We start from the raw sequence: 25,571 nt of genomic DNA on the forward strand, positions 1-25,571 counted from the left end.
AAAACATATGATGTTAAATAGTTACGAATTTGCCGATGAAGAACACATCAGGCGAGAAAAAGCTAAAGTTAAAGCAGCAAAAAAAAGTCGTTGGTGGCAACAGAAATGTGCTTCTGGCTTGTGTTCCTACTGTGGAAAAAAATTTGCATTTAAAGATCTTACAATGGATCACATCGTGCCTTTGGCTCGTTTTGGAACCACCACTCCAGGCAATGTTGTTCCAGCTTGCCGAGAATGTAACAAAAATAAGGGGGTTGACACGCCTGTCGATCTACTTTTCAAGAAAGACATGATAGACTAAGAAAAATATCCCTTTTTCTAAGGTTGAGACAAAATATGGCCGGAAACGTCATAGAACTTTCACCAGAAATGAATTTTATTGTTATCGATGACTCCCCTGCTTCACGAGAGGGGATCGTAAAGTCGTTAAAAACATTGGGTTTTAAAAATGTGTATGAAGGTGTCAGTGAAGGGGAATCTCTAAAATTTTTGCAGGAAAAAAATTTTGATTTTATTATTTGCGAAAAAGACATGCGCCAAATAAATGGATTAGAATTTCTTACTGAATTAAGAGAAAACGTTGAAATAAAAAGAACACCTGTTTTAATGGTGGGGTCAGAGTTAACAAAAGACGAAACTCTCCGCTTTCCTGAAGCCGCACCAGATGGATACTTAAAAATTCCATTTGTTATGAAAGATTTATCTACTCAAATCTCACAAACTCTAGTGAAATATCGTGATACAGGTAATATTGAAATTGATTATGAATTAGCTCGTTACCTTTATATAAGTGGTGAATATGAAAATGCTTTAGAAGCATATAAAAATATTTCTGCCAAAAGTTTATCATCAGCTAGAGCTTTTGTAGGTGTTGCTCGTTGCCATAGAGCATTAGGTAACATTCCAGAAGCAGAAAAAAATTTAAGATTAGCTATGCAGAATAATAAAAATTATGCTCAAGCATATTTTGATTTAGGAGTTTGTTTACTTGCTTCTGATAGAAAGCAGGCCGCATTAAAATCATTTGATCAAGCTTTATCAATTAATCCTAAAAACCCCATTCGATATGAAGAAGTTGCAAATGTATTAACTCGCTGTGAATTATATGAAGAGGCTGAAAGTTATTTAATGCGTGCAATAAATATGAAAATTGTTTATCCAAAACTTTATGCCCAAGTTGGAAGAAATTTTCTAGCACAAAAGAAAAAAGATAAAGCATTAGATTTTCTGCAAAGAGCAGTTGAACAAGATCCTAAAAATCCAAGTTTTTTGAATAGCATAGGAATCTGTTACAAAGAAATGGGAAAATTTGAAGATTCAATTTCTAGTTACAACTTGGCTCTGAAAATTACACCTAATGATGTAAAAATTATGTACAATAAAGTACTTTGTTTAGTTAGTATGAAAGATTACGACAGAGCTAAAAAAGTATGTCAACAAATTCTAAAATATGACCCCAAATTTGAAAGGGCTCAACAAAAAATATTAGAAATTGATAAATTAAATGAGACGCCAGCCGAACCAAAATATAGAGGGGTTATTCCAAAATAACTATGAACAATAAAAACTTGCTAGATGAAGAAGTCATAAATAGCATGAAAGAATTAGGCAATGGAGATGAAGAATATTCAGATCGGCTACTTATTGTCCAATTAATGAGTGTTTATTTAAATAATCTCCCTGAACGAATTAAAGAATTATCAACGGCAATGCAAAATAGTGATGCAGCAATCATTGAACGAGCCGCACATACTTTAAAATCTAGCTCAAGGCTCATTGGTTTAGTTTCATTAGCCGAAGATTGTCAAATATTAGAAGATATTGGCTTTTCAAAAAAACTCGATGACGCTCCTGATGTTTTTAAACGAATAGATTCTGTAATTAAAGTTGTACCAGATGTTTTAAAAAATAAAATAAAAGAGCTAGAAGCTTCATAATAGAGGAAAAAGTGGCAACAAAAACCATACTCATTGTTGATGATGCAGCTGAAACAAGAATCTTTTTAAAAGGGGTCATTAATTCACTTGGATATGCTTTTTATGAAGCAAAAAGTGGGTTAGATGCGCTTAAAATTTTAAATGATCACATGATTGATTTGGTAATACTTGATGTCCTTATGCCAAATTTAGATGGCTATCAAACACTTGAATTCATTAATAAACTGAAACAAAAACAAGAAATAAAAGTAGTCTTTCTAACTGGTAAAAAAGGAGAGTTAGATCAAGCAAAAATAGATGAATTAAATCCTGATGATCTTATTCATAAAACTGTAGATATTCAAGTTTTGAAAACAAAATTAAAAAAATTACTTGATGGAAGTATTCCCCCAACAAAACCAAAAGTAGGTTCAGTCATACCCACACCAACTCCCGCTCCTGCACAAGTAAACACAACGGCCACTCAAACACCAAAAGCTGCAGCACCAACAGCCGCTAAACCAGCTACACCATCTTCGACAACTGGAACTGCGGTAAAAACACCACCAGCAGCTACACAATCAGGTGAACCTAGCCTTGATATCGCAGCTAAAATTACAAATATGCCAATTGATGTCGAAATTGTAATTACAAAAATATCCCAAACTACTGTTACTTTTTCTGCTAAATTTCAATTTAAAGAAGGTTCTCAATTAACAATAGATAGTCCTAAAGCAGCTTCAACCTTAAAGAAAAATGGAGCATTTAATGTAAAAGTTTTGAAATGCTCGCCTGAAAGTGACAAATTTATCATTAATTCACAGCTTATTTAATCTATTTTTTCCCTACAATTAATTCTTTTAATGATTCTAAATATTCATCAATTGACAAAGAAATTAATTGTGATTGGGATGATAAAGAAACTATCACGTTTAAATTAGCATCGGCTTTACTCGCAACTTTAATTCTTTGAAAAAAAGATTCATTTACTAATTGAATTGTATCAAAATAAGCAGGAATATTTTGTAATGACCAATCAGGTTCTTGCTTTTCCATAAATTTATAATACTGTTTGAGCAAATATGTTGTCACAGAACGGAAAATAGTTTCTTCAATTGTAGCAAAAGGGAGATGAAAATATGCCATACCCTTCATTTCCTTTAAAATGGGACACCCACTTGTTGCCATGATTAAACCAACTAAAGCTTTTAAGCCCGTCTGCGCATCGCATTCTTTAAAATAAGATCTATTTTCAGTCTCAACATAAGTCTTGACAATTTCAGTTGATAAAACATCATGAAACTCAAGCATTGCATGTTGAACATCAAGAGCCGTGGGGCATTTTTTTATTTCAGCACTATTTAACGGGCAATTAGCACATTTATTAAAATCTAGATTGGTCCATTCCACATCAGGATCTTTTGGATTAGTTGAAAACAAAGCAGGTCTATCTAAATCAACAGTAAATTTTACTTCTTTATTACTTGAAAATATAAATTTGTAAGTAACATTCGGCAAAGCAATCCTCTTTCAAGTCTATAAATAATGTTTATTTGTCGGAAATCCCTTTTTCATCTGAAGATTCTGTCAAAAATATATCCATCTGTCATTTTTTACCTATTTAAGGAAAAGAGCATTCTTCAAAACACCGATTAATAAATAGATAGAAAGTTTTTTGAAGGAAAAATTAGATGTTTCCTGAATTAGAAGAAAAAGTTCAAAATATTACTTTTTTGCAAAGAAGAAATTGGGTAATAGGAGTATTTTCCCTTTCTCTTTTATTAGGATTTATTACTTACACAAAAGCAATTGAAAATTTCTTCAATAAATTTGAACTCGTAATTTTTATTGGAAACATACTACTTTCCCTTTCCCTTATTTCATTTTTTACATTTAGAAGAAAGTTTTCAAGAAAACCATATTCAACAATCCATTATTTTTCTCAAATATTTATTCTAACAAATCTTTTTGCAAAACTTTTTCTCTCAACAAACAACTTCCTTCTAGATCAAGAAAAATTCTTAATAATATCCATATTAAATATGTTAAATTGGTATGCAATAGTTCTAAATATTTCTTTAATTTTTAGTGTAAAAAAATTTAATAATATTATTTTTGATGTTAAAAAAGAAGAAAATCCTACTTTTTATTTTATTTATTTAAGCTTATTAAGTATTCCAATTTTTAATCTCCTTAATATTAATGTAAATTACACAATTTGCTTTTGCTATCTAGTACCAATTAGTTTTTTAATTACATCAATAGAAAATTTTCCATTAAAAAATGATAAAAATGAGTTAATATTATCTACACTATTAACTGCTTTTTTCTGCACAACTTTTCAATTAGGAAGTCAATTAAATTATAGCTCAACAATTTTTCCTTTTTTAAATGAAATTGCAACTTTTTTTACTTTAGGAGTTTTATCATTTAGAAATCAAATTAAACTTACAACAGAATTCAATAAAATCCATGAAATATCTATAAATTTAGCGAGAAAAATGGGCGAACTTAGTCTAATGCATATTGAAGCTCAAAAGTCTGAACAAGCAAAAGAAAATTTTTTAGCCACAATGAGCCATGAAATAAGAACTCCAGTCAATGGAATTATTGGGCATGCAGAATTACTAAACGATACAGATATATCGGACGAACAACGCCGACTGCTAAGCATGATTACTATAAGCAGTAATAACCTAATGAAACTCATTAATGAAGTTCTCGATTTACCAAATTTAATTTCTGGACATATTATATTAAGTAAAGAAGTAATTGATGTTTCTGAATTAGTTGAAAGTGTTATAGATGTCGTTAGTCCAAAAAGTTTTGAGAAAGGTTTAGATTTAACCTACTTTATTGAACCATCCGTACCACTTGAAATTATAGGTGATAGCAAAAGAATAGGGCAAATCCTTTTAAACCTTTGTAATAATGCTCTGAAATTTACTGAAAAAGGTGAAGTATTTATTGGTGTCACTCAAATAGATCAAGTTGAAGATAATATTGTTGAATTGCTTTTTGAGGTAAAAGATACTGGAATAGGAATTCCTGCAAGTAAAATTAAAAAATTATTTAAAGCATATTCTCAAACTGATGCATCTATTTCTAGAAAATTTGGGGGAACAGGACTCGGACTTGCTATTTCAGCTCAGCTTATTGAACTTATGAAAGGTAAAATTTGGGTAGAAAGTGTCGTAGGAAAAGGAACGCGTTTTATCTTTACATTAAAGTGCCAAATACCTAATATAACAGCCCCTACAAAGTATGATACTACTGAGTTTATTGGATTAAAATGTTTAGTTATTTCAGAAAATCCAACTATGCGCTATATATTAGGAAGAAGATTTAAACAATGGAAAGTTAATGCAAAAATAGTTGCTAAGTTTGAAGAAGCACAAAGTACTTTAGGTATAGAAGAATTTAAAATATTAATAGTTGATATTGTTTCTGAAAGTAAAAAAGCTATAATGTTTTTAAAAGCAAATCAAATTAATCCAATAGGAAAAATACCATCTATTGCACTTGTTTCTTTAGGAAAAAATGCCAATCCTGATTTACCACAAATTGCTGATGAAACAATAACAAAACCTTTAAAAACTGAAACTTTGGCAAAGACAATAACAAATATAATTCATAAAAAGAAAAAAATTGAAAATTCTACAATAAAAACGCAACAAGATGTTTCTTTAAATTTACTAGGAAATTTTATAACTCCAGAGAAAACAAAGACAATAAAAATTTTAGTTGCTGAAGATAATCCTGTTAATCAGAAATTAATTATAAGTATTCTTAAAAAAATGGGTTTTGAACCAAAGTTAGTTGAAAATGGAAAACTCGCAGTTGAAGAAGAAGAAACTGGAAATTATGATATTATTTTGATGGATTTACAAATGCCAGAAATGGATGGTATTAATGCTACAAAAAATATAATAATTAATTCTAGAGGAAGAAAACGTCCAAAAATAATTGCCTTAACAGCAAATGCAATGCCTGGAGATAAAGAGAGATGTCTAGACGCTGGTATGGATGACTACATCTCAAAACCAATTCAATTTCAAGTTCTGCAAGATTCACTTAAAAAATGGATAGAATTATCTGAAACAAATATTGATTTATATAAAAACAAACAATCTGCAATAATTGATAACATTAAAAGTTCTCAATTAAATGAGAATGTTACTAATAATAATGTATCAACTACTGAATTAAATGATAATAAAAAAGAATCTGTTAAGGAAACTAAAACTATGTCAACTCAAGAAAACAATACTAAATCAAAACAAGAAGTAAAAATTCTTGTTGCAGAAGACAATATTGTTAACCAAAAGCTTATCTTAAGTATTTTAAAGAAACTGGGTTATACAGCAAAATTAGTTGAAAATGGAGCACTTGCAGTTGAAGCAGCAACAAAAGAAAAGTTTGACATTATAATTATGGATTTGCAAATGCCAGTTATGGATGGCCTTGATGCAAGTAGAAATATAAAAGCGAGCGGTGAAATAAATCCAAAACCCATCATTATTGCCCTTACTGCAAACGCAATGGCAGGGGATAAAGAGCGTTGTCTAAATGCAGGAATGGATGATTACATGACAAAACCAATACAGATAAAAGTTTTAGAAGAGAATTTAAAAAAATGGGGAAATATTAAATAGAATAAGGTTCTTTTATGTACGGATCAGAAAATAAATTTTATTGGAAAGTTTCTTACTTCTTATCAGATATAAGAACAGTTTTATGTTTTTTTATAGCTTGTTTAAGTCTTCAAGTAACTAATACAAATTTTATTAATCCAAAAATATATATTAGTTTTTATTGTTTATCTGCCTGGATGGTTACAGCTATTTTTTTACTTTTCCGTTTAGTTTATTTAAGTGGAATTAAACAGTATTTATTTTTTTCCAATATTGCAGCAATTTATTCCATAATTTGTTGGACAGAATTAACTATTACTTTAATAAATGATGAAAATCTTTTAAAAATTTCACCATTTTTAATCAAAATACCTCTTTTTGCATTTTACATATACATTTTAAGATTAAATTTAAAATTTAAACTACCAGTTAGCAGAATGGAACCCTGGATTAAATGCATTTATTTTTTAGCTATTCCATACTTTTTATTTTCAATTTATAATAGTTTAAATCCTAACAAAACAGGAAAACTAATAGAACTTTTAATCATAACATATATAAATTTATCAGCTTTTTTTCACGCATTAACTGTCTCACTATTTGAATATTTGCGCCTTGGAAAACTACAAGACGACATGGAAAAACGCAATCTTGAAATTTTTCTTTTTGCCGAGAAGGCTAAAGAATCTACAAGATTAAAGGGTGAATTTCTAGCTAATATGAGCCATGAGCTGAGGACTCCATTAAATGGTATATTAGGATCAGCAACTTTACTTATTGGTACAAAACTCAATCAAGAACAAAGAAATTATTTAGAGACATTAAGAATTTGCGGAAATAATTTACTTGTAATTATTAATGAAATATTAGACTATTCAAAATTAGAAGCTAATAAACTAGAATTAGAACATATTCCTTTTGAAATTAATTCGTGCATCGAAAATGTCTTTGAACTTTTAGCACCAGCAGCAGCAGGACAAAATACACAACTTTTATATACTATTGATGAAGATGTTTCTAAAATTATAGTTAGTGACTATACTCGTATACAGCAAATAACTACTCATCTTGTAGATAATGCGATTAAGTTTACAAATAATGGTTACGCTACTGTCAGAGTTAAAAATGAACGTGAAGAAAAAAAACACTATATACGAATTGAAGTTATAGATACAGGTAGAGGAATTTCTAAAAAAGATATTGGAAAACTTTTTAAATCTTTTTCGCAAGTTGATGATTCATCTACAAGAAAATATGGTGGTACAGGATTAGGTCTAAGTATAGCAAAACGCTTAACTGAATTACTCGGTGGAAATATTGGCGTAAAAAGTGAACTAGGAAAAGGCTCTACCTTTAGCTTTACAATAAAAATTAATCCCGAAGAGTGTTTTAATGCTAGTAAGGAAAAAGAAATTGAATACTCTAATAAACTGATACAGTTTCAAAATAAAATTTGTTTTATTCTAGAGAAAAGTAGACTTCAAGGGGAAATTTTAAAGGATAGGATAGAAAAATGGGGGGTTGAAAGCTATATAGCTACTAGTGAACAAGAAGCTATAGAAATTCCTTCACAAATTTCTCCTAGTTACGTATTAATTTCAGTTGATGATTTTGAAACAGAAAAAGTACGAAATGAATTAATTTCAAAATATATGGACAGACAAATTATTTTTATTGCACTCCTAAAAAATTCAAATACTTATTATGCAGATGAAAAAATAATACCTGCTGGATTTACTGCATCTATTGCAAAACCACTAAGATATTCACAATTATTTGATACATTGTTAGATACGTCTAATGCAAAAAGAAAAGGTAATAATTCAGGAATTAAAACTGAACAAAGTAAATTATCAGATACTTATCCTTTGAGAATTCTTGTTGCTGAAGATAATGTTGTAAATCAAAAACTAATAACAAACATGTTAAAAAAGTTTGGATACTTATGCGATATTGTTGCTAATGGAAATGAAGTTATAGAATCTTTAACTAGAAATAGCTACGATATTATTTTAATGGATGTTCAAATGCCTGAACTAGATGGAATTGAAGCTACAAAAAAAATAATTCAAAAATATCCTAAAAGTGCTTCAAGACCTCACATCATAGCAATGACAGCGCATGCAAGAGGAGCTGAAGGACAAGTTTGTTTAGATGCGGGCATGGAAGGTTACCTCGGAAAACCTATAGATATGAAAGAACTCAAGCAAGTGCTCGAGTTCTGGGGCGGTAAAGTTACAAAAATAAAGTCAACAGCTTAATTTTTTTGTAAGATGGGAGGAGGTGGAGGAATATCATCATTTCCTTTATCTCCAGGTCTCGCCTTTGGCAACTCCTCATCATCAGCTGAATCAAGCGATGATTTATCTTCATTTGTTTGTTTACCTGAAAAACTAGATAAAGGTACAGGAACGACAGGTGCTGAATTTGCTTGTTTTTCTGGACTTTCAGTCGTCGATTCTGAAGTGCCTAAACTTATAACTGGTGCTGAAGGTGGTGGAACGGGATTGTAAAAAGACACCTTTCGTTTTGGAATAAATACTCCATCCGAAGTTGAACCTTGTAAATATACTTTAAATAAACGTTGTCCAGTATCAGAATAATCGTTTGCATAAGGATTATCTACCTGTGATTTTTCGTCATCATCAGGGTCTTGAGCAGACACTGTTACTCCTGAATTTATTGGAACAATGACTTGTGAAAGTCCAGAACCATAATCAAAAGGAATCACATGGGCTTTCTTACTATGTAAAAATTTCCAATCTAGTTTTTCCGCATAATCCTGATCTTTAATAATTGCTACAGCAATTGCTTCCCAAGCAGGAATTGCTGCACCACCATAAACACGATATCCTTTGCGCACCATCGGTTCATTACTGTCATAACCTATATAAGTAGCTATGGTAAAAGAATTATCTGGAGATAAAATATCTCCTTTTGAAGTAGGATAAGGTAAAAATCCAACGTAAGTACCATTTTTGTATTCATTTGTGGTACCAGTTTTACCAAATGCAGGAACTTTAATTGGTGAAGATATTAATTGCTTATCAATTTCATCATCATTAGAACGTAAAACTACACTTTTATTTAATACAAAAGCTGTACCTGCTGTTACCGTTCCTCGCAAAGTATTTAATGTAGGAGCAGAATAAAAATTATCTGAAAATTGGTATTCTTTAGCTTTCGCTTCCCATAATAAATTTCCATTAGCATCTTCAATACGTTTTATGAGCAGTAATTGATTAGGTTGCGCGTTATTAAAGTAACGATATGTTTTTCCAGACAAAAATGTTTGGTACATTAAAGCAAGGTCTGCAAGAGTAACATCATTAGAACCTAGAGAAAAAGATGGAACCCATTTTAGTGGTTCTTGAACTCCCATATCGTTTACCATATTTGCAGCATAATACATTGCTAAAGAATATTTAAAGTCAGAATTCCAATATAGTCTTTCAAGCGCAGGAGCTGATTGAATATCTTTCCATTTTTTACTTAAGTCTGCATTTATGGAGTCAATTATAGATATAGAAACAATACCATCAAGTAAAACAGAGGATGAATTTAGCAAACTAGAATTAGATTTTACATAAGTTAACAGAGCATCAAAATTTAATGGAGTTAATTTTACAGGAGAAACTAAAGCTGATGTTACTTCTGGCTTCCAATAATTACTTCCTAAAAATACCAGATTTCCATCATCTGTTTTTGCAAATGAAGATAGTAAATCTCTATCAACTTCTGCAAGATTATCACCTCCTACAATTTTATTAAGAGATTCTATAGCTTTTTTAGCTTGCACAGCCAACTTGTTCCAACGTAACAAATTATTTTTTAAAATATTTAATCTTAATTCTTTTTCTTTTGGAGGCAATTCTTTATCATCTGCAATTAATTGTTCTTGTTTTTCAAAACCATTTCCATAATGTAAAGTTCTTAGAAAAATCTTTAATCGATTATTTCCAATTACACTTAAATCAGAAAGTAGATCTGTTTTTACTTTTTCTAAAATTCCACTTTTTATATAAATTTCATTATCAGCAGAAGCATTAAATTTATTAGCAATTAAGCTTAATGTTTGTTCTAAAGACTTTCCTTTGCCAGAAATTTCTAGAAAACTTAATAAATCAAGATATTGATCATATGTTAATTTATCTAACAAATGTTTCAATAACCATACACTTGATAAGTTTTCAGATTTTGCTCCGGCACCCAATATTGTTGTTTCTAAACTACTAATTGCGTGATCTGGTCGAGGAAAATAAAAGACTCCTTGCCATATAAAGGCATCTCGAATGTTAGGTAAAGGATCTAGAACTGTCCAACCTAACTGCTGAGCCGCATAATATACTGGCAATTTAAAAGAAGAACCTGGTTGTCGTTCTGCAAAAATAGCACGGTTATATTCATTAGATGAAAATCCACCAGCCATTGCTACAATTTTTCCTTTATCCAAAACAATAGCAGCACCCTGTACTCTGGGTCTTGACTCTAAATCACAAAATAATTGATTTTCTTTAATTTTGCTCACACTTGTTAACACATATTGCCCAACATGAATTGAAGACAACAAAGCTTCTAAAGATTTTTTCTTTCCTCTTTTATAAGGCTGATCGGCAATGATAGCTGTTCTACCTAACGCATCTGTGTTGATAATACAGGTAGGTATTCCAAAACTAACTGTTACTTTTTCATTTTCAGAGCTTTTGTCGATTGATTCTACTTTACCTACATAGAATCCATATAAGTCAGGACGCTGAATATTTACAAAATTTGATTGAGGTTCAGCACTAAAACCATTTAAAATAATTTGTATTCGGCTTAAATTTTGCCTTAAACCATATTGAGAAGCTGATTGAATATTTTTTTCAAGAGTAGTTGTTAACCTTAATCCCATAGTTCCAACTTCATCAACATTATTCGCACCAATTGCAGTTAATATTTCTGGTCTTGACAATTGTTTTAAGATTATTTGATTCACGGCTAATTCATTAAATTGAAATTTTCCTTGATTAAATGGAACTTGCTCTTTTACTGATTCTTCATATTGCTGTTTAGTTATTTTTTGAGTTTTAAGCAATCTTTCAAGAACATAATTCTTTCTAATCAATGCTTCTCTTCTAGCTTTTTCTTGGGCAACAACAGAAGTTTTAGTAAAAGGATTATACTTTTCAGGACCTTTAACACTTCCTGCAATAAAAGCAGATTCAATTAAATTTAAATCTTCTACATTTTTATTAAAGTAATACTTAGCTGCTACTCCAACACCTCTTCCGTTACCGGTTACATGAAACTGATTTAAATAAAATTCAAGAATTTGATCTTTAGAATACATTTTTTCAAGTTTAAAAGCATTTATCATTTCTTGAAATTTTGTATATATATCTGTTTCTTTTCGCCCAAATAAATTTTTCACCGTTTGCTGAGTAATTGTTGAAGCGCCTTGTCTGGTTTTAAAAATAATATTATGAATCGCAGCGCGAAGTATACCCTTTGGATCTATACCAATATTTGTATAGAAATCTTCATCTTCTGCAGCAACAATAGAATCTTTCATTGCTTGTGGGATTTGATCGATATTTACATAAATTCTATGCTCTTGACCAAACAAACTCCCTAATTGAGATTGACCATCAGCATAATATAAAACAGTTTCTTTTGAAAGAATATCGATAATTCTTGTTTTTTCAAAGTCAGCATAGTTTCCTGCATACACCTGCCAAGCTACATAACCAATTCCACCAAATAATGGTACGCAAGAAAGGAAAATTAAAAACAAAAAAAGGAAGAGAATCTTTTTCATATAAACTCCAAAATCAAGCATACTTTATTACTCATTGCTTGCTTGATCAAAGCAACCTACTGTCATACAGAAAGCTAGTGTATGATAATTTTCAAAGCATACAAGAGGAGACAGCAAGACATGATACCATCTCAATCTTATTGGACATTTGACTTAAGTCCCTTTGTTTTTCAAGTCAAAAATATTAATTTCAATTGGGTGACTACCTGGTGGGGTATACTTTCTCTCCTAGTTGTCTTTGGTGGGGGTTATTTTTTTACACGTTTGCAAATTCAAAATACGAAACAAGAATTGAAAGAACCAAATAATTCTTACTTAACAAAAAAATTACAGAATTGGGAGCTTATTCAAACTATTCTTATTTATTGCTTTGTTGTGTTTGGAATTTTGTATTGTCTTCAAATTTTAAATGTAAATTGGGGCTTACGTTGGTATAGCACGATGTACCTGATCGGTTTTATAGCCGTATACATTGGCTGTATGCATTGGATTCGGAAAAAAACTCTAATGTTAACTGAAGCCATGCTAATGAATTTAATTACATTTTGTATTCTGGGTATGCTAATAGGAGCAAGACTCGTTTATGTTTTTGTTTATAATTGGGACTACTACAAAGATCGTCCCCTTGACGCAATCGCTACTTGGGAAGGTGGGCTTTCATTTCATGGTGGAATAATCGGTGTTTCATTAGCTATTATTTTTTATTGTAGAAAAAACAAAATTCCTTTTTTCCATTTAACCGACAAATTAGTGCGAATTATTCCAATTGGTATCGGCATGGGAAGAATTGGAAATTTTTTAAATGGCGAGCTCTGGGGACGCGCTGTTGAAAGTAATATTCCTTGGGCAATTATTTTTCCTGAAGGAGGTAATGTTGCAAGACACCCCAGTCAAATATATCAAAGTTTAGGTGAAGGCTGGGGGTTATTTGTTACTTTATTTATAATTTCACGTTGGAAACATAAAGAAGGTACAATATCAGCCTGTTTCATTATGTTTTACTGTATATACAGATTTATCGTCGAATATTTTAGAGCTGCAGATGCGCAAATTAATTATTTCTATTTAAATACTTTTTCATGGCAACCATTAAATGCTTTTCCAGGAACACCAAGCTGGCAAATAGTTACAATGGGACAAATATTATGCTTCTTCTTCTTTTTCTTTGGATGCTTTTTAATGTATTTATCCAGGAAAAATGTTTTCGAAGGAAGTAAAGAATGGCAAACCAGAATGGATCAATTTTCCAAAATTCATAGCGCTGAGAAAAAGAAATGACTCAAGAACTCCCACCACAAATAGCTCCACAGCATTATGAAGAAAAATCTTCAAACTGGTCTAAGTTCAATCCTGGCGAGTGGAAACAGGATATTTTTACCATACCACTCGAAATAGGATTAATTGCGGGTATAAATCAATTTAGTACTATCCATACAACATCCCTTTGGCCATTTAATGATGAAGTTGCAGATAAAGATCCTAAAGAAACAACCTATCCGCGTTCAAAACTTTTACCATATGCTTTGGGTACAAGCGCTGCTATTTTAGGTGGACTTAGTTTATATTCAAATGAATTCCCAACTTACCGGCATAGTATTGGTTGGATACATGCACATCTACTAACAGAAGTTGCTACATCCACAGCTAAAGTTACCTTTCAAAGAAAAAGACCTTACTATGACAAAAAAGTATCTCAAGGAGGTACACTAGGAGCTGATGATAGATATTCTTTTTTTAGTGGTCATGCTTCCCATGCTTTTACTTTTGCTACCTATTCATCAGCTTTATTATTTCAATATTCAAACAGTTCAATACTAAATTGGACTTATGCCAGCCTTATTTATACGAGTGCAGGAGTTATAGCAGCCTCAAGAGTGACTGATAATGCGCATTATACTAGTGATGTTATTACGGGGGCTATTGTTGGAACTTTAATTTCAGCTTTTGTCTTCTTTAGAGTTGAAGAAGTTAATACTAATAATAAGAAAGAGGAACAGATTATCTATAATTTTAATATGTCTCCTATTGCTTTCCGCGACGATACTAAGAATTCTTGGTATGGATTTAATGTAGAATTTAATATTTAATTAGGTTTCTCATTTTTTTATTCTTTTTTTTAAAAAAATAAACTAGTATCTTCAACAATGGAGGTATTACTTATGAATTTTGCTCTTCCACCATCTATTGCTTTATATTACTCTACTGCAAGTAACTTACCAAATGATCTAATTAATGAAGGATTTAACATTGGAACTTATTTTGGAAAATTAGCGTGTAATTTAATTCTCGAAAACAGCAAAAATTGTCCTTTAACAACTTCTATAATTGAAGGTTCTTTGCAACAAAAAAAATCGAATGAATTTTTTTATGCTAAAAGTAAAGAAGAAAAAATTATAAATTCTGACATCTTATTATTCTTACCCGGTGGATTAGAAACTTTAGAGGATCTTCTATTTTGTTTTAATTATAATAAAAATTTAAACCTCAAAAAAACAATAATTATTTACAATTTTTCTAATTTTTACGAAAATCTTTTAAATTGGTTTGAAGAAGTTTCTTTAATTAATATTATAAATTCAAGCTCAGATCTTTTCTGCATATGCCAAAACCTTCATGAAATTAACTATTTTTTTAATGAGGAATAAATGCCAAATACAAAATTTTTCAAATTTATTTTTATATTCTCCTTTTTTTTCTGGAATTATTCATTTTCTTTTGCTCAAAAAAATGAAGGAACAATGAATGATCAAAATTTTGAAAAAAAATATCTTGAAGTTTTAAAAACAGCATCAAAGCAAGATTTTTTTTCCGTGAAATTCAAACAAGAAATATATTCTTCTCTGCGAGAAAAAATTTCACCTTCTGACGGTATTTTGTATATCAAAAAACCTGCATCATTTAGATTCGAAATTATTTCACCACGTCAAGAAATTTATGTATCAAATAGCAAAAATTTTTGGAAGTACATTCCAGAATTAAAACATGCACAAAGCTTGCAAGCCAATGCAAATGAATTAGCCTTTGTTCAGTTGTTAACTAATCTAGCAAATATCAAAAAATTCTATAATGTATCTGTATGGGAAAAACCTGATGCACAAAAGATAAACGAGAACATAAATACACCGTATGTTAAATCTGACACTCCACCACCACAAAATGACGATGATATCCATTTAAGACTCATCCCCAAAGAAGACAAACAGCAAAAAGTTTTATACGCTGTTATTCAGGTGAAGACAGGTCTCATTCAAGAGTTAAGAATTGTTCAAACCAACGGAAACCGAACAAGATTACTTTTTAATGACTATTCTTCAAACAAATTTAGTGATGAAGTTTTTGAGTTTAAACCACCACAGGGAATCGTTGTGGATAAGCTATAAAATGGGAAGGAATGAACTACTTAGAATCTATTAAATCAATAATTTCTTGGAAAGCATTTATCGACATTTCATTGGTCGCTTTTTTGCTTTATCAAATTATATCAATGCTTAAAGGAACTCGTGCAGCCCAAGTATTGATTGGTATGCTTGTTATTTTTATTACTTATGTATTCTCTAGCATGCTTCAATTTGATACTTTACATTGGATTATCAGTAAATTTTATTCCTCTTTTATTATTGTTGTAATAGTTTTATTTCAAGATGACATTCGTCGTTTGTTAACACGTTTTGGAAGAGGACCTTTTGCAACAGGTTTAGACTCTGTTTCCGGAACAAATATTATCGAAGAAATAACAAATGCTGCTAAATCATTGAGTCACGAACGAATAGGTGCCTTAATTGTATTTGAGCGTTCTGTTGGATTAGATAAATTATACGATCACAGTATAATGCTTGATGCTGTTGTCTCTGAACAGCTTTTAAGCAGTATTTTTCAATCATTTTCTCCCTTACATGATGGTGCCGTAATCATAAAAAAAGATCGCATTAATTGCGCTTCTGCTCAGTTACCTCTCTCTAAAAATCCTAGATTTTCAAAAAAAATGGGCACAAGACATAGTGCCGCGGTTGGAATTTCGGAAGAAACAGATGCTGTTGTTTTAGTTGTGAGTGAAGAAACTGGTAATATTTCGATAGCTTGGGAAGGTAACCTACAAAGGCAAAGTTCATCCGAAGCGGCAAGAAAAATGCTCTCTATTTTACTACTTCCTAGAGGACAGAATTCAAAAATAATGTATTGGTTTGAAAATTTTGTAATCTTTAAAATTCACAAAATATATGTAAAAAGTAAATCATTTATAAATTCTCCTTTTAATAAAAATTATAAAAAGAGTGACAAACAACTCCAGAGAAAAGTTTCATCACTTGAAACTCTGGCTATGCAACAAGCCGAGCTTTCTATGCAACAAGTAGAATACGAAAATAAAATTGCTTCAAATATTCCTAGTAATATTCATATTCGTTTTCCAAGAAGCTCAAAAATAAAGGATATAAAATCTAATGATATGCAATTTATTTCTAGCAATATTTTAAGCAAAAATCAAAATTTAAATATTACTCAAAATATTAACGAAAATATATCAGAAGATGATAATGATATTATTGAGAATGATGATAATAAAAATAAAAATGGTAGCGAAAAAAATAAGGCTTTAAAAGCCATTACAGAAATTGCCCCCGAAGATCGTTTTGATCCACCAATACCAAAATCACCTCCTCCCAGAGATGTTTCTATTGGCGGTATTCCATTAGATCCACCAATAGAGAAAAATAAAAAAGACGAAGAAAAAACCAAAAAGGAAGTAACAAACGGTAATGATAAAAAACAAAAGGATGAAGTAAAATAATGCCAGTTGGACCTCAACAAGAAAATCTTTCAATAGCTAGAGAAATATTTAAATTAATAACCAATAATTTTTGGTTAAAAGTCCTATCTTTTTTATTTTCTATCGTTATTTTTTTCATTGTCAGAACTGATAAAGATTTAACCTTTGAAAAAGTTGCTAGAGTTAAACTAGTTACTTCATCTTCTATGATTATTCTTGGCCAAAAAGAAAGAACTTTAGATGTTACGATAAAGCAACAGAATACTATATTTTCAATTTCTCCAACTGACATTGAGTTAACTGGAGAAATTGAAATTATTAGTGAAACTCCTGGGAAGGTTCGGATAAAAGTAGGAAGGGAAAATTTTCCAAGATTACCAAAACAGTATAATATGATAATTGAAAGACCTTATATCGATGTAGATATTGATAAAATTCAAGAAAAAATACTTCCCATTCAGGCTGTTTTAAAAGGAGAACCTCAGCCAGGTTTAATGGTTGAACAAGTTAAAGTTACACCTGCACAAATTAAAGTTTCCGGCGCAAGACAGCAACTAGCTAGAACTCAAAATATATTTACTATACCAATTGTGATAGAAGGTATAAGTAAAAATCTTATTACTGATGCTAATATTGAACTAGAAGAATCTTCTGCTATTAAATCTATTGAAAAAAGTGTTGTTGTTGCAATAAGTTTAGGCCCGAAAAAATTTAATAGAACCTTTCGTTCTGTCCCTATAGAAATTAAAAATATAGCGAAAAGAAATTTTTCTAAAATACAATTACGTCCAAGCTCTGTTGATGTTGAAGTATCAGGTCAACGAATTATACTGAACAAACTTGATCCTTCTGATGTTAGAGTTTTTATCGATGCGACAGATCTAAAACCAGGTTGGCAAGACAAACCTATTATCTTAAAAATCCCAGGAAATGTATCTTTAGTAAAGATCATTCCTGATTTCATTTCAGTTCATCTCAATCCTTAAAGGCTATTTTTTATGGGAAAATACTTTGGTACTGACGGTATTCGTGGCGAAGCCAATGCCGGCATTATGGCTCCTGTTAATTTATTAAAATTTGCTCAAGCTTTTGGAGTGAGCTTAAAAAGAAAAATTGAAAAACCAAAAGTTTTAATTGGAAAAGATACAAGAGTAAGCGGTTATTTAATTGAAGGTATTATTTCTTCAGGCTTATGTAGTGTAGGTGTAGATGTTTTATTTGTCGGTCCTTTACCTACTCCAGGAATTGCTTATCTAACAAGGGGTATGCGAGCCGATGCTGGGATTGTTATTTCGGCAAGCCATAATCCATTTTCTGATAATGGAATAAAGCTGTTTGATCACAATGGATTTAAACTTCCTGATAGTGAAGAATTATATATTGAGGATCTTATGGATAGTAATGATCTCGCAAAGCATCTTGTTACGTCATTACACTTAGGAAGAGCAAAAAGAATCGACGATGCAATTGGCCAGTATGCTGTGTTTCTTAAAGAAAAATTTCCTAAAAACTTAAAATTAGATGGTTTTAAAATAGTTCTGGATTGCGCACATGGAGCTGGTTACAAAGTAGGTCCAAAAGTTTTTGAAGAATTGGGGGCAAAGGTCATTTCTATTCATGATAATCCAGATGGATTTAATATAAATGAAGGAAGCGGAGCTCTACATCCGGAAGTACTAGCAAAAAAAGTTATTGAAGTGGGAGCGGATATTGGCTTTGCACTAGACGGTGACGCTGATAGAATAATTGTTGTGGATGAACTTGGTAATATATTAGATGGGGACAATATAATTGCTTTGTGTGCATTAGAAATGAAATCACAAAATCAATTAAAAAATAATGGCGTTTGTGTTACGATAATGAGCAATAAAGGATTTGATGTAGCAATGGAAAACGCTGGCATTAAGGTCTTACGAACAAATGTAGGTGATAGAAGCGTCATGGAGAGTATGTTACTTAACAATATTTGCTTGGGTGGAGAACAATCAGGCCATCTTATCTTTTTAGATTCTAGTACCACTGGTGATGCCTTAATTGCATGCTTAAAAGTATTAGAAATGATGTGTTTGACTAACAAAAAGATATCTAACTTAGCTTCAGTTATGAAGAAATTCCCTCAAATTACAAAAAATGTAAGAGTTAGTAAAAAACCTCCTATAGAGACTCTTCCCCTAACAACTTCGATTGTGAGAGAATTTGAAAAAGAATTAGGATCCTCAGGAAGAGTTTTATTACGTTACAGTGGAACAGAATCACTTGCGCGAATAACACTAGAAGGTCCTGAACTTACGCAAATAGAGTCAATGGCAAAAAGAATTGAGCAGGTACTTTTAAAAGAGATTGGATGAAATGCCACAAAAAAATTTTAATTTTAATTTCTTATCTTCAAATATGCATATCAATAGGTATCTGCAATTAAAATTACTTCAATTCATTGTCAGGCCAGCAAAAAAAGTAGAAAATCTTGAAGTTATTAAATCAACAGAAGTTGCCTTAGATAAATCTTTCTCAAAAATTATTAAATCAGCGTTAAATGTAACAGGGTTTTCATCAAGCTTAATAACTACCAAATATGGTCAAATCCACTACTATGATAGCGATCCAAAATCTAAACTACAACCAATTGTATTTATTCACGGTCTGGGCAGTAGTGCTCAAAGTTGGTGGATCCTAGGTAAAATGTTAGAGAATAAAAGAAGAATTATTATCCCAGATTTATTTCATATGTCAGGTTTCAGTCAGGCTAGTAATTCAGTAATGAATTTTCTAGAACATGCTGAATCATTAACAGAATTTATTTCTCAAGTAACTGATCAAACCGTTGACCTTTGCGGATTAAGTTTAGGCGGTTGGCTATCATTATATATTGCAAGTACCCAACAAAAAAAAATTAGCAAATTAATATTACTTAACCCAGCTGGTCTTAAAGTGAATCCTTTTGGATTAAGAGATACACTTTCTTTTTTAAGTTGGAAAAAATTTCATAAATTATACCCAGGAATAATGAAAGCATTTCCTTTTACAGGTATTCCAATTTTAAGTAAAACAGCAAAAAGAGCTTTATACCGTAATTTGAAAGATCACAAAATAAAAGAATTATTAAATTCAACAAAAGAAGATCATTTTGTTGATGATAATTTGAAAAATATTAAATGCCCAGTTTTGCTTCTTTGGGGAAAAGAGGATAAATTATTATCTAATAAAATCCCATTAATTTTAAATAATAACATAAAAAATATTACTGCAAAATGGGTTGAAGATTGTGCACATGTTTTATCTTTAGAAGCACCTGCTACTTGTTATAATGAAATTAATAATTTTTTAAATTTAAAAACTATTAAAGATAATATTTTTTCACAACTAGTTTTATCATCAAGTTTTTCATACAAAACAACGCTAATATTAAAAAAAGAGCGAGATTATGATTATTGACAAAAATTTTTCTCCAATAATGGAACAGGTTTTTGCTGGAAGAGGTTTTTCAATTGATGAAGCAGAAGCTCTTACATTCAGCATGTTAGATGGAACATTATCTGATGTAAGAATAGCGGCAGTTCTTACAGGATTTCGGTTTTTACCAGTGTCAGAAGAAATTATTATTAAAATATTAAAAACTATAAAAACTCAAAGTTCATTTAAAACCAATAAATCTTTTGAAAATTTAGTTGATTGCAGTGGTACAGGGGGAGATAGAATTACTACTTTAAATATTATGACCACTTCAGCAATTATTGCAGCAGCTGCAGGTGCAAAAGTAGCTAAATTTACCGGAGCTGGAAATATTCAAAAAGCAAATAGCTTAGAGGTCTTGCAATTATTAAATATCTTTCCAGCTTTAAATTTAGATAAAGCATTTGAGCAACTTGAAGAAGAAAACATTACAATATTAAGTTCTAAAATTGTATTTCCAAGCTTAAAACATTTAATGGACATTCGCAAAACTTTAGGTTTTAAAACTATTATCGACTTAATAATTCCTTTAGCTAATCCATTAAATCTTACAGGGCAGTATATTGGAGTATTCCAAAAAGATTATTTACCGTTGTTTGCCAACTGTTTAAAACAACTAAAAAGAAAAAAAGCAATGGTTGTCCATGGAGAAGATGGGCTAGATGAAATTTCTGTTTGCTCCGCTACTTATATTTCTAAATTAGAAAATGAAAAGATAACACATGAAGTTATTAAACCTACTGATTTTGGTCTTCCATTTTATCAAATAAAAGACTTACTAGGCAAGGATTTAGAATATAATTCAAAGGTATTAATTGATACTCTGCAAAACAAATCGAAACAAGCTATAATTGATGCCGTTTCTTTAAATGCAGCAGCAACTTTATGGTGCGCAGAAAAGTGCAATACATTGCAGGAAGGTTTTGTCCTCGCAAAAGAAACTATTTCTAATGGAAGAGCCTTTAAAATATTGGAAAGTTGGAAACAAAAGACACATTAATTCTTTGGAGTTCTTATGCCAAAAAAAAAATTTTACAATTTTTTATAGAACAACAAAAGAAAATAACAAATTACCAAAAACATCAGTTGTCAATCATAGATATTCGAAGAAAAACAGAAGAATATTTTAATAAAAATCTAATAGATACCTGTTTTTCATTAAAAATTGAGCAAAAAATTAATTCATCTTCTAGTATTACAATTCCAAATTTTATTAGTGATGAAGATTTTTCTAAACTTTTTCAAACAGAAAGAAATTTCAATGCGATAAATACAAGTGATGACTTATTTTGCCTGTTTACTTCACCAATAAGTTTAGATTGGAAAGAGTATTTAATTCATAAATCAAATAATTCTCTGGTTTTTAGAACTGGTTTTTTTACTGAGGAATATGAAATATATGAGTCAATTATCCATGGTTTTAATGGCTTAATACTTTATTGTTTTTCTCAGGATGTGTATGAAATTCAGCTTCTTACAGAAATAGCAAGAGAATATAAGTTCACTTTAATTTTTTTAATTCATGATAAAAATCAATTATTTACTGTCCTTGAAAGTGATGCTCCATATTTCGCAATCTCAGGAATAAATTCTTGTAATTTTAAAAATAATATCCAGAATTTAATTAAACTTATTAGTTTTATTCCTTCTTCAGCCAAAAAAATAGCTTGGATTAATAAATTAGAAAAAAAAGAAAAACAGATTCTCCAACAAGTTGGTTACGAAATTTTTTTTGAAATTAATTAGTCAGTAGTATGATTTTTTTTCACAATCATTTTTAGTATTTATGTAATATGATATAATTGCTCTGTTAATAAAATCTTGATCTTTTGTATTAAAAGCCAATACCATAGATTTATTTAAATTTTGATAACATAGTAATCTTTTTTGTGACTCAACATCAAGAATATTTTCTAAATAGTTTAATCTCTCTTGAATTTTATAGAAAGTATTTACAAACACTTCACTATCTTGTTTATTCAAATTATCTTTTTTATATATACTAACTTCAATAGCATTATTAATACAATAGCGAAGAAGCCACTCAGACTGAATATTAAATTTTCCGAATCCCCTTATTTGTTCCATCTGACTAGAATTTTTTGCTCTGCAATTTGTTTTAATATTTTCCAATTCTTCGCTAGTTATTTCACTTTCAGTAATATTATTTGCATAAACTACATTAGAAAAAAGCAATGGGAAAAATACAAATAATTTTGGAAATTTTAGTTTCATTTTCACCCTTTCTTTAGTTATTATAGACCATTGCCTTAAATGATAATCATTGTCAATTTTCATAGCTCACCATAAAAAAAATATTTTAAAAATTTTTTGAGTTTCTTTGTATTTCCTTCAAACAATTGTAAATATTAAATATTTCTAATTTAAGCCCGCACATTTTATTATAAACTTGATTTACTTCAAAAAAATCAATAAAATTGTTAATGTTTTCATTTGAGGTTTTAATATTATGGATTTCTTATCAAATGTTTCTACTGTGCCATCTTGGTTATGGCTATTCTTCACTATAGGTATTGTTATTTTGTTGCTGGTAGATCTCAGCTTATTTAAAGTGACAAGCCAAAGCAATAAAACTAAACACGCACTTCTCGAAAGTTGTGCATGGATTGGTGTTGCTCTGATGTTCAATGGATGGTTTGCTTGGAATTATGGCTCACAATTAGGTATTGAATTTTTCACAGGATATTTAGTCGAAAAAACGTTGAGTATGGATAACATTTTTGTCATTCTACTTATTTTTTCATCGTTCAAAGTTCCAATGAAGTACCAACATAGAGTTCTATTCTATGGTGTTCTAGGCGCTATAGTAATGCGTGGACTTTTCATCTTATTTGGAGCACATTTATTACATCATTTTCATTGGATCATGTACTTGTTTGGAGGAATATTAGTTTATACGGGAATTAAGTTTCTGTTTGATTCTGACGACGAAAGTAATTCAAATGATAGTTTTATCATACGCAAACTTAAAAAATTAATTCCAACTACTGATAAAATAGAAGGCAAATCTTTTTTTGTAAAACAAAATGGAATTCGCAAAGCAACACCTTTATTTTTAGCATTAATTGTTATTGAAATTACTGACCTTATTTTTGCTATAGATTCCGTACCTGCTGTGTTCGCTGTAACTAGCGATGCTTTTGTTGCTTTTGCTTCTAACATTCTAGCAATTCTAGGTTTAAGAGCTTTATACTTTGTTCTTGCTGACTGGATTGTAAAATTACGTTACTTAAAACCAGGATTAGCAGTAATCCTTGGATTTATAGGATTGAAAATGCTATTGACAGATTGGATTAAAATCCCAAGTTGGATGTCACTTTTAGTAATTATAGCAACTCTATTAACTGCAGCTTTAAGCTCTTGGTATGTAGCAAAAATTGAAGGAAAAAAGAAATAATTCTCTTATTGCCTTAGTGAAGCATTATCAATTTTCCAGTAATTTTCATTTTGAAACACTGGGCTAATCATTAAGGTATCAGTCCCATCAATTTTTATAGGAGAAATACAATTAATATCAAGAACACTTTCCATATATAATTTAGTTAGTAATAAATTCGAAGAGATTGATTTATATCTCGAATCATTATCCTCATTTTCAACTTCTTTTTTAGATATTATGTCATGTTCTACAGCGTACTTTTTTAAGTCATTATCTGAAAAATTTCTGACAATATTAAAACTATAATTAATTGTATCTTGACAAATTGGATTAATAACTGACGAGTGAGTTACTTGGTCATAATTAAATACATTATAATCACTATTAGATCCTTTTATTATAGATGGAATTGATCTAGATAAAATTCCGCCTATTACATAATATTTTTTATTATCTACAAATAAATTAAAGAATTTATTTGAAATCTCTTCTTTATTCTTTTTAGCTTTATCTAATTCATTTTTTACATAAAGTTTTGCTATATTTATTTTTGAATCAACAGGATTGAAAGTTCTCAAATTGTTATTTTTAGTTGGTTCAAATGTGATTAAAATATCTTCAAATTTTCTTAATACATCTTCAAAAGTACCTGAACCAATTGAAGTTTCAAGAACATGAACGCCTGAAGCAGAAAAGTCATTACTAATTGTAAAATCCTTACTAAAAGCAGTTATTTGCGTAGATCCTCCCCCCATATCCCACACTACTGTATTTTTAGGATCAACGCCTTGAATTTTAAGCACAGGGTAAAAACCATAAAGTGCTTCTTCTTCCTGAGATAGTCTCTTGATCAAAAGACTAGGTACAACTTCACTCAGTTTTTCTTGAGCAACTTTCCAATTTTCAGCTTTTCTAAACGCAGCTGTCATAATACCCCGCCAGTTAGATACAATGCATGAAGAACCACATTGCTCTGCTAACGCTTCTAATCCTTTTCTTTTTAAATTTAACATAGCATCATACCCGGTATTAATTATGGAATCTGGCAAGATTTTTTTCATACTATCCAATGGATCATCAATTAATGCTGCTGAATATTGAACATTGGCATTTTCTTTAAAAAAAGATTTTTCAATACTAATTTTTCCATTCTCACATACTTTTACTAATGCTATTTGTAGTTTTGTCGAACCCGATCCAATATCGTAACCACCTCGAATTTCATTTACACAACCAACTTCCATTCCTGCTTTTTTTTCAACATCTTTAGTAGTAGCATTAGCGTTAAATGAAACTAAAACAATCGTAGTAATCGATCCTAAAACAATATTCCTTAAAAACATATAAATTATCCTTACAATATTTAGTATTTACAATTTAAAATAAATTTTATTTTTCAAATATTTTTATAGTTTTAATATATTTAGTAATACAAATTACTTTTTACAGCAATTATAAAACAAAGTGCAATAAAACTATTTATGAATATATTTTTTTTTGCCAATTCATTAACATCAAGAATAATCAAATAATATGAATATTTCTCTATATTAAAAGTAAGGTAAGAATCTCAAAAAAACTTTTGTAAACTCCTTCAAATTATATT

21 protein-coding genes are annotated in these 25,571 nt (G+C 30.2%); 17 read left to right on the top strand and 4 right to left on the bottom strand.

The features are described from left to right. Positions 1-7 precede the first annotated feature (7 nt). The 4 genes from QEJ31_RS02990 to QEJ31_RS03005 are packed head-to-tail and all read left to right on the top strand — an operon-like array spanning position 8 to position 2,749. Complete coding sequence (locus QEJ31_RS02990; protein WP_280592311.1) at positions 8-301, top strand: HNH endonuclease; 294 nt, start codon at positions 8-10, stop codon at positions 299-301. A 35-nt stretch (positions 302-336) separates the two neighbouring features. Beyond that, positions 337-1,551, top strand: coding sequence for a tetratricopeptide repeat protein (locus QEJ31_RS02995; RefSeq protein WP_280592312.1), 1,215 nt, complete (start codon positions 337-339; stop codon positions 1,549-1,551). Positions 1,552-1,553: 2 nt separating this feature from the next. After that, positions 1,554-1,937 (top strand): Hpt domain-containing protein, encoded by a 384-nt coding sequence (locus QEJ31_RS03000; RefSeq protein ID WP_280592313.1) that lies wholly within the window; start codon positions 1,554-1,556, stop codon positions 1,935-1,937. 11 nt (positions 1,938-1,948) lie between these two features. After that, positions 1,949-2,749, top strand: coding sequence for a response regulator (locus QEJ31_RS03005; RefSeq protein ID WP_280592314.1), 801 nt, complete (start codon positions 1,949-1,951; stop codon positions 2,747-2,749). A 1-nt stretch (position 2,750) separates the two neighbouring features. On the opposite strand, the gene QEJ31_RS03010 is transcribed toward QEJ31_RS03005, so the two are convergent. After that, entirely contained in the window at positions 2,751-3,434 is a 684-nt protein-coding gene (locus tag QEJ31_RS03010) for a hypothetical protein (RefSeq protein WP_280592315.1), read from the bottom strand. A 173-nt stretch (positions 3,435-3,607) separates the two neighbouring features. Between QEJ31_RS03010 and QEJ31_RS03015 the strand changes: the two genes are divergently transcribed. After that, positions 3,608-6,571, top strand: coding sequence for a response regulator (locus tag QEJ31_RS03015; protein WP_280592316.1), 2,964 nt, complete (start codon positions 3,608-3,610; stop codon positions 6,569-6,571). A 14-nt stretch (positions 6,572-6,585) separates the two neighbouring features. Beyond that, complete coding sequence (locus tag QEJ31_RS03020) at positions 6,586-8,811, top strand: ATP-binding protein (RefSeq protein WP_280592317.1); 2,226 nt, start codon at positions 6,586-6,588, stop codon at positions 8,809-8,811. Here QEJ31_RS03020 and QEJ31_RS03025 read toward each other — a convergent pair. Beyond that, positions 8,808-12,350 (bottom strand): transglycosylase domain-containing protein, encoded by a 3,543-nt coding sequence (locus tag QEJ31_RS03025; protein WP_280592318.1) that lies wholly within the window; start codon positions 12,348-12,350, stop codon positions 8,808-8,810. The genes QEJ31_RS03020 and QEJ31_RS03025 overlap by 4 nt on opposite strands. Positions 12,351-12,470: 120 nt before the next feature. Here QEJ31_RS03025 and lgt point away from each other — a divergent pair, with 120 nt between their 5' ends. The 10 genes from lgt (at position 12,471) to QEJ31_RS03075 (ending at position 22,311) form a co-directional block, all read left to right on the top strand. After that, positions 12,471-13,628, top strand: a complete 1,158-nt coding sequence (lgt, locus tag QEJ31_RS03030) for a prolipoprotein diacylglyceryl transferase (RefSeq protein WP_280592319.1) — start codon at positions 12,471-12,473, stop codon at positions 13,626-13,628. Further along, on the top strand, positions 13,625-14,437 hold the full coding sequence (locus tag QEJ31_RS03035; protein WP_280592320.1) for a phosphatase PAP2 family protein: 813 nt from the start codon (positions 13,625-13,627) through the stop codon (positions 14,435-14,437). Before lgt ends, QEJ31_RS03035 begins: the two co-directional genes overlap by 4 nt. Before the next feature lie 72 nt (positions 14,438-14,509). Next, positions 14,510-14,995: an LOG family protein gene (locus tag QEJ31_RS03040; RefSeq protein WP_280592321.1), complete on the top strand. Its 486-nt coding sequence runs from the start codon at positions 14,510-14,512 to the stop codon at positions 14,993-14,995. Further along, positions 14,996-15,730, top strand: coding sequence for an outer membrane lipoprotein carrier protein LolA (locus QEJ31_RS03045; protein ID WP_280592322.1), 735 nt, complete (start codon positions 14,996-14,998; stop codon positions 15,728-15,730). 11 nt (positions 15,731-15,741) lie between these two features. Continuing rightward, positions 15,742-17,136, top strand: a complete 1,395-nt coding sequence (gene cdaA / locus QEJ31_RS03050; RefSeq protein ID WP_280592323.1) for a diadenylate cyclase CdaA — start codon at positions 15,742-15,744, stop codon at positions 17,134-17,136. Further along, the gene (locus QEJ31_RS03055) at positions 17,136-18,101 is read left to right on the top strand and encodes a CdaR family protein (protein WP_280592324.1); all 966 of its coding nucleotides are present in this window, start codon (positions 17,136-17,138) and stop codon (positions 18,099-18,101) included. The genes cdaA and QEJ31_RS03055 overlap by 1 nt, the downstream gene beginning before the upstream one ends. A gap of 12 nt (positions 18,102-18,113) precedes the next feature. Next, positions 18,114-19,463: a phosphoglucosamine mutase gene (gene glmM / locus QEJ31_RS03060; RefSeq protein WP_280592325.1), complete on the top strand. Its 1,350-nt coding sequence runs from the start codon at positions 18,114-18,116 to the stop codon at positions 19,461-19,463. A 1-nt stretch (position 19,464) separates the two neighbouring features. Next, the gene (locus QEJ31_RS03065; RefSeq protein ID WP_280592326.1) at positions 19,465-20,547 is read left to right on the top strand and encodes an alpha/beta hydrolase; all 1,083 of its coding nucleotides are present in this window, start codon (positions 19,465-19,467) and stop codon (positions 20,545-20,547) included. Beyond that, positions 20,537-21,565: an anthranilate phosphoribosyltransferase gene (gene trpD / locus QEJ31_RS03070; protein WP_280592327.1), complete on the top strand. Its 1,029-nt coding sequence runs from the start codon at positions 20,537-20,539 to the stop codon at positions 21,563-21,565. The genes QEJ31_RS03065 and trpD overlap by 11 nt, the downstream gene beginning before the upstream one ends. Continuing rightward, positions 21,544-22,311, top strand: a complete 768-nt coding sequence (locus QEJ31_RS03075; protein ID WP_280592328.1) for a hypothetical protein — start codon at positions 21,544-21,546, stop codon at positions 22,309-22,311. The genes trpD and QEJ31_RS03075 overlap by 22 nt, the downstream gene beginning before the upstream one ends. Here QEJ31_RS03075 and QEJ31_RS03080 read toward each other — a convergent pair whose 3' ends face one another. Next, positions 22,312-22,800, bottom strand: coding sequence for a hypothetical protein (locus tag QEJ31_RS03080; RefSeq protein WP_280592329.1), 489 nt, complete (start codon positions 22,798-22,800; stop codon positions 22,312-22,314). Positions 22,801-23,035: 235 nt separating this feature from the next. Between QEJ31_RS03080 and QEJ31_RS03085 the strand changes: the two genes are divergently transcribed. Then, on the top strand, positions 23,036-23,983 hold the full coding sequence (locus tag QEJ31_RS03085; RefSeq protein WP_280592330.1) for a TerC family protein: 948 nt from the start codon (positions 23,036-23,038) through the stop codon (positions 23,981-23,983). A 5-nt stretch (positions 23,984-23,988) separates the two neighbouring features. Here QEJ31_RS03085 and QEJ31_RS03090 read toward each other — a convergent pair whose 3' ends face one another. After that, positions 23,989-25,308 (bottom strand): hypothetical protein, encoded by a 1,320-nt coding sequence (locus QEJ31_RS03090; protein WP_280592331.1) that lies wholly within the window; start codon positions 25,306-25,308, stop codon positions 23,989-23,991. Positions 25,309-25,571 lie beyond the last annotated feature (263 nt).

The sequence above is a fragment of the Pigmentibacter sp. JX0631 genome, from assembly GCF_029873255.1.
In the GTDB taxonomy this organism is placed as follows: Bacteria; Bdellovibrionota_B; Oligoflexia; order Silvanigrellales; family Silvanigrellaceae; genus Silvanigrella.

Coding starts and splice junctions, on each gene's coding strand:
- QEJ31_RS03020 (WP_280592317.1), top strand. CDS start 6,586: ATGTACGGATCAGAAAATAAATTTTATTGGAAAGTTTCTTACTTCTTA.
- cdaA (WP_280592323.1), top strand. CDS start 15,742: ATGAACTACTTAGAATCTATTAAATCAATAATTTCTTGGAAAGCATTT.
- QEJ31_RS03085 (WP_280592330.1), top strand. CDS start 23,036: ATGGATTTCTTATCAAATGTTTCTACTGTGCCATCTTGGTTATGGCTA.
- QEJ31_RS03080 (WP_280592329.1), bottom strand. CDS start 22,800: ATGAAACTAAAATTTCCAAAATTATTTGTATTTTTCCCATTGCTTTTT.
- lgt (WP_280592319.1), top strand. CDS start 12,471: ATGATACCATCTCAATCTTATTGGACATTTGACTTAAGTCCCTTTGTT.
- QEJ31_RS03025 (WP_280592318.1), bottom strand. CDS start 12,350: ATGAAAAAGATTCTCTTCCTTTTTTTGTTTTTAATTTTCCTTTCTTGC.
- QEJ31_RS03055 (WP_280592324.1), top strand. CDS start 17,136: ATGCCAGTTGGACCTCAACAAGAAAATCTTTCAATAGCTAGAGAAATA.
- QEJ31_RS03040 (WP_280592321.1), top strand. CDS start 14,510: ATGAATTTTGCTCTTCCACCATCTATTGCTTTATATTACTCTACTGCA.
- QEJ31_RS03090 (WP_280592331.1), bottom strand. CDS start 25,308: ATGTTTTTAAGGAATATTGTTTTAGGATCGATTACTACGATTGTTTTA.
- QEJ31_RS03000 (WP_280592313.1), top strand. CDS start 1,554: ATGAACAATAAAAACTTGCTAGATGAAGAAGTCATAAATAGCATGAAA.
- QEJ31_RS03015 (WP_280592316.1), top strand. CDS start 3,608: ATGTTTCCTGAATTAGAAGAAAAAGTTCAAAATATTACTTTTTTGCAA.
- QEJ31_RS02990 (WP_280592311.1), top strand. CDS start 8: ATGATGTTAAATAGTTACGAATTTGCCGATGAAGAACACATCAGGCGA.
- QEJ31_RS03065 (WP_280592326.1), top strand. CDS start 19,465: ATGCCACAAAAAAATTTTAATTTTAATTTCTTATCTTCAAATATGCAT.
- trpD (WP_280592327.1), top strand. CDS start 20,537: ATGATTATTGACAAAAATTTTTCTCCAATAATGGAACAGGTTTTTGCT.
- glmM (WP_280592325.1), top strand. CDS start 18,114: ATGGGAAAATACTTTGGTACTGACGGTATTCGTGGCGAAGCCAATGCC.
- QEJ31_RS02995 (WP_280592312.1), top strand. CDS start 337: ATGGCCGGAAACGTCATAGAACTTTCACCAGAAATGAATTTTATTGTT.
- QEJ31_RS03045 (WP_280592322.1), top strand. CDS start 14,996: ATGCCAAATACAAAATTTTTCAAATTTATTTTTATATTCTCCTTTTTT.
- QEJ31_RS03035 (WP_280592320.1), top strand. CDS start 13,625: ATGACTCAAGAACTCCCACCACAAATAGCTCCACAGCATTATGAAGAA.